General features: G+C 52.4%; 4 protein-coding genes (1 of these 4 only partly in view). All 4 read left to right on the forward strand.

Features of this window, described 5'->3' with window-relative positions; genetic code table 11:
* A partial coding sequence (locus QVO97_RS05135; RefSeq protein WP_288189007.1) for a hypothetical protein occupies positions 1-736 on the forward strand: 736 nt, incomplete at its 5' end.
* The gene (locus QVO97_RS05140; protein ID WP_022359317.1) at positions 726-1,151 is read left to right on the forward strand and encodes a hypothetical protein; all 426 of its coding nucleotides are present in this window, start codon (positions 726-728) and stop codon (positions 1,149-1,151) included. The genes QVO97_RS05135 and QVO97_RS05140, both read left to right, overlap by 11 nt.
* Before the next feature lie 11 nt (positions 1,152-1,162).
* On the forward strand, positions 1,163-1,834 hold the full coding sequence (locus QVO97_RS05145) for a PulJ/GspJ family protein (protein WP_022359318.1): 672 nt from the start codon (positions 1,163-1,165) through the stop codon (positions 1,832-1,834).
* 23 nt (positions 1,835-1,857) lie between these two features.
* Positions 1,858-3,993 carry the 5' portion of a type II secretion system protein gene (locus QVO97_RS05150; protein ID WP_022359319.1) on the forward strand. Its footprint extends 96 nt past the window's final position, so the window shows 2,136 of its 2,232 coding nt (coding positions 1-2,136); its start codon is at positions 1,858-1,860; its stop codon lies beyond the right edge, outside the window.

Here is a 3,993-nt window from a genome sequence, read left to right on the forward strand (position 1 = left end):
GTCGATCATTCTGGCGTCCGCTTCCGCGTCGGCTGGAAAGATCCGCCACCTGCCGAGGGAGGACCAGAAGAGGTATGCGGTGGACTCGGCGGCGGCATTTCTGCGGGATGAGCTGCAGAAGACGGAGAATATAGTCAAGATCAAGGAAGTGATCGTGCATGACAGCCGGGATGACGAGGAAGACGATGAGGATGATTTTTACTGCTACTACGTCGGCAGCCGGAAAAACACGGATAATGAGGCGACGTGGCAAAAATTCTATGGAACGGATTCAGGTTTGTCAAGCGCAGAGAGTGCGAATAGCGCGGTTCTCGATTCACTGATCGTGGATATTTATAGAAATAATGAGTATCGGAAGCTGGCAGACGGGGAGAATGCATCGGAGGAAGAAATAGCGTACAAAGATTTTACTCTGTCAGTGAAGAAAGACGGAACGAGCGGGAACACGATTGACCCGTTAAAGACCAGTGTACGCCTGTGGATGACGGATGATTATAAAATCAAGGCGGTTATCTCAGATACGGTAACGGCGGATGACAAGAAGGAAGAGCGGTGCGAGAAACGGCTGGAGCTGGAAGCAGCACATAGCTCCGAGAGTGAGACGGTCACAGTAGCGGGCGATGACGGAGATTCGGATGACGATGATTCCTACACGATCACGACGACGACCATCATCACGACGATCCGCTGGCAGAACGGAACAATAGAGAAGGAGCTGCTGCAGGATGATAAGTAGAATGGAATGGGCAGCTGGAAGAAAGCTGCGTGCCAATGCGGGAGAGACGCTGACAGAGGTACTGATATCGGTTCTTGTGATTGCACTGGGAATGACGATGTTTCTGAGTGCATTTCTGGCGTCCGGCAGGATGCTGCAGCAGGGCGAAGAGCAGATGGCGGGCTATTATGACAGCCGCAATCAGCTGGAGAACAACCGGACAGCGGAACAGGCGTCGGGCAGATATGTTCTGGAGCTGGAGGCATCTGGAACCGGCGGCATGAAGAAAAGCCTGGCGTCAAATGCCTACCAGACAGGCACACAGACGAATTACCGGACGGGACAGTATCCGATCGTACTGTATGTGAGCCAGGCTGATTCGGATGCAGAAGAGGAAGAGGTAAACTTACAAGATCTGCTTTACAGATACCGATAGAGGAGACAGAGATGGGACAGGAGAGAAGTGAATGCCGCGGATGCAGAAATAGGCATTGCAGGCAGCAGAAACAGACGGCATCCAAGGGTCACTGCAAGCTCTTTTCAGTATGTCAGAAAACACTCCGGTCAAAGAACGGTATGACGCTGACGGAGCTGCTGGCGGCGATTGTGATTCTCGGTATGATCGGCACGGTGCTTGGAGGCGGCGTGATGATGGTAAAAAATGTTTACCAGAGGACGCAGGATCAGGCAGATGCAGAGCAGGCGCTGTCGCTCACGGCGCAGCTGATGACCGATGAATTTGCCAATGCGCTGGAAGTGAAAAATTCTGCTGGGACTTCCGAAACAGGAGAAATGGTAACACCTCTTTTGCGGAGTGGAAACAGCCACCTGTGGCTGCACTTTAGTGCGACAGACTGGTCTGGCACGGGCATTGAAAAATGGTATGGGGATTATACTTACGATGATGCGTATAATAAGATACCTCTGCTGACGCAGGCGGCGATCTCGGATGAATATTATACGGCATTTGACGGCTATACCTATTCGGAGGAGACGGCGTGCTTTACGGTTCAAAATCTGGCGATCTACCGGAAAAAAGATACGATGGGAACTTCCCGGAAAGCGGTGGTAAAGCCGATTAACCTGATCGTGCGTGCGGTCAACCTGGATCAGAAATAAAATTAAAAGAGGAACGAGGACAGATGGAGCAGAAGAGACAGAACAAACAGAAGAGAAGGGCGGCGTTTACGCTGGCGGAATTTTTGACGGTGATTGCGATTGTCGGTATTCTTGCCAGTCTTTCTTTTGTTGCGGTGATTCGTTATCAGAGAAAGCTCCGCCGTCTGGAGATGGATCAGACAGCGAAGGAGATCTTTCTGGCGGCGCAGAATCATCTGACATTGGAAGTCTCCAATGGGACGATTCCGCGTCTGCTCCATATGGAGGCACAGGGGGAATTTTCGGACGATCAAAAGCAGGCAAAGCTGGGAATTTCGGTAGAAAATACAGTGCTGGCGGAGGAGAAAGAGGGAAATATCTACGCGGTTCTCTATGTGCCGGAGAAACAGGCAGAGCAGCCTGAATCGGAACAAGAAGAGTCTGGCGGTGAGGCAGCGCTGGTGTCTGCGAATGTGACCGAGGAGATCCGGCAGCGCCTTCTTCCATTTGGATCGATTGATGAGACTGTCCGTGCAGACGGGAGCTATCTTATTTTCTATGATCCGGAGGCAGGACTGGTCCGCGAGGTGTGGTATTCGGATCATTATCAGTTTGTGCAGACAGATATCGGAAGCGAGGCACTTCTGGAGGCGGCGTCTGATGCCGGAAAACGGGAGCGGTTTACGGGTGCTAACTCCAATTATAAGGATCAGAAGCTGCCGATCGGATATTACGCATCAGGAAATCTGGAAGTTCCGGAACTGCCGGTGGAGAAATTCGAGGCACCGACAGTGAAATTGGTGAATGATGATATTTTATATGCGGAAATCGGGGATCCAAATAAAAATGAACATTCGCTGAGCCTGTTTGTAAAGGGAGAAAAGAGCGGTACAACCGGCTACATCGAGATCAATGCCCCGGAAACCAGCCGTTCGGCGCGTGTGGCGAAGGTGTCCGGAACTTCGGGCGATTCGGATGGAACGTATCAGGTCATTCTGGATGACATAGCGGCGCCAGCCGGCACGGGCGGAAGTACAGGATTCAAATTTATGGATTTCAACCAGCCGGCACAGACGGATATGACATTTCAGCAGGATGAAAGAGGTTTTGCCTCCTTTATTCCGGGCGAAAATATCTTTGTGTACGCGCAGGTTTTCAACAATGAAGCGCTTTCGCAGGTTAAGACAAGCAATACAGATTCAGGCAGCAGCCTTTTTGCATCGATCGGTACGGACCGAAGCGTGGGGATCGGCAGCTTCCGCCATCTGGAAAATCTGGATGAGCGGGTTTCAGGCTGGGATCCGGATCAGCTGTACACGGGAGCGGTGACTACATCCAAAACGGTTACGGCGATGCAGAATAGCGATTTGACCTGGAAAGCGGGAGAAAACACTGCGGACGAGAGCGGTTACTGCGGACATGTGGCGAAGCTGCATACGGCATTTGGCTCGAATTTTTTGAATCAGAATGCGGAAACCATCTCGATTGCCTACCGGGTGACGGATCAAACGAATGCAGATCGGACAAACCCGACGGCACAGACATATACCACGGAGGCGGGAAGCTATCTTCCGCTTAGCCTGCCGTATCCACTGGATTATCAGGGAAATACATACCGGATTGATGGTCTGCAGGTGGGAAAAACGACGGCAAGTTCAATCACAGCAGTAGATGGGACGGGCGGACTGTTTGGAACGGTAACGCAGGATATGAGTGTTAAAAACCTGCTGATCTGCCAGCCGGTGGTCCGGACGAAGGCGAATGCAGGCGCTTTGATCGGCGCGGTGATACCGGGAACGGATTCCCGGGGAACTATAAAGCTGCCAACGGTGGAAATAAAAAAGGTGCAGGTGGAATATCCACAGGTGCAGGCAGAGCAGACCAGCGCTTCTGCCGGTGCGTTGATCGGCACATTTGAGGGCGGCAGTCTGACCGTCCAGGATGCGCTGGCGGAGAATCATTTCCGTGATAAGCTGGGAAGCAGCACAGAAAAAGCAGCCGATCTGAAGCTGGAGGAAGAAAGCAAATACCGGATCCGCGCTTTAAAGGGAACGGCGGGCGGCCTGATCGGCGCGGCAAAGGGAAAAATTTCCCTGACCGACAGCGCAGCGGCGCTCTATGTGGAAGGTATGTACGCCGGCGGTCTGGTCGGAACTGCTGAGAAAGCAGCTGCTGCCGCC

Origin of the sequence: Clostridium sp. CAG:43 (assembly GCF_000434655.1) — a bacterium.
GTDB lineage: Bacteria > Bacillota > Clostridia > Lachnospirales > Lachnospiraceae > Otoolea > Otoolea fessa.

Bases quoted from the DNA above. Each gene is read 5' to 3' on its own strand.
- QVO97_RS05140 (WP_022359317.1), top strand. From the start codon at position 726: ATGATAAGTAGAATGGAATGGGCAGCTGGAAGAAAGCTGCGTGCCAAT.
- QVO97_RS05145 (WP_022359318.1), top strand. From the start codon at position 1,163: ATGGGACAGGAGAGAAGTGAATGCCGCGGATGCAGAAATAGGCATTGC.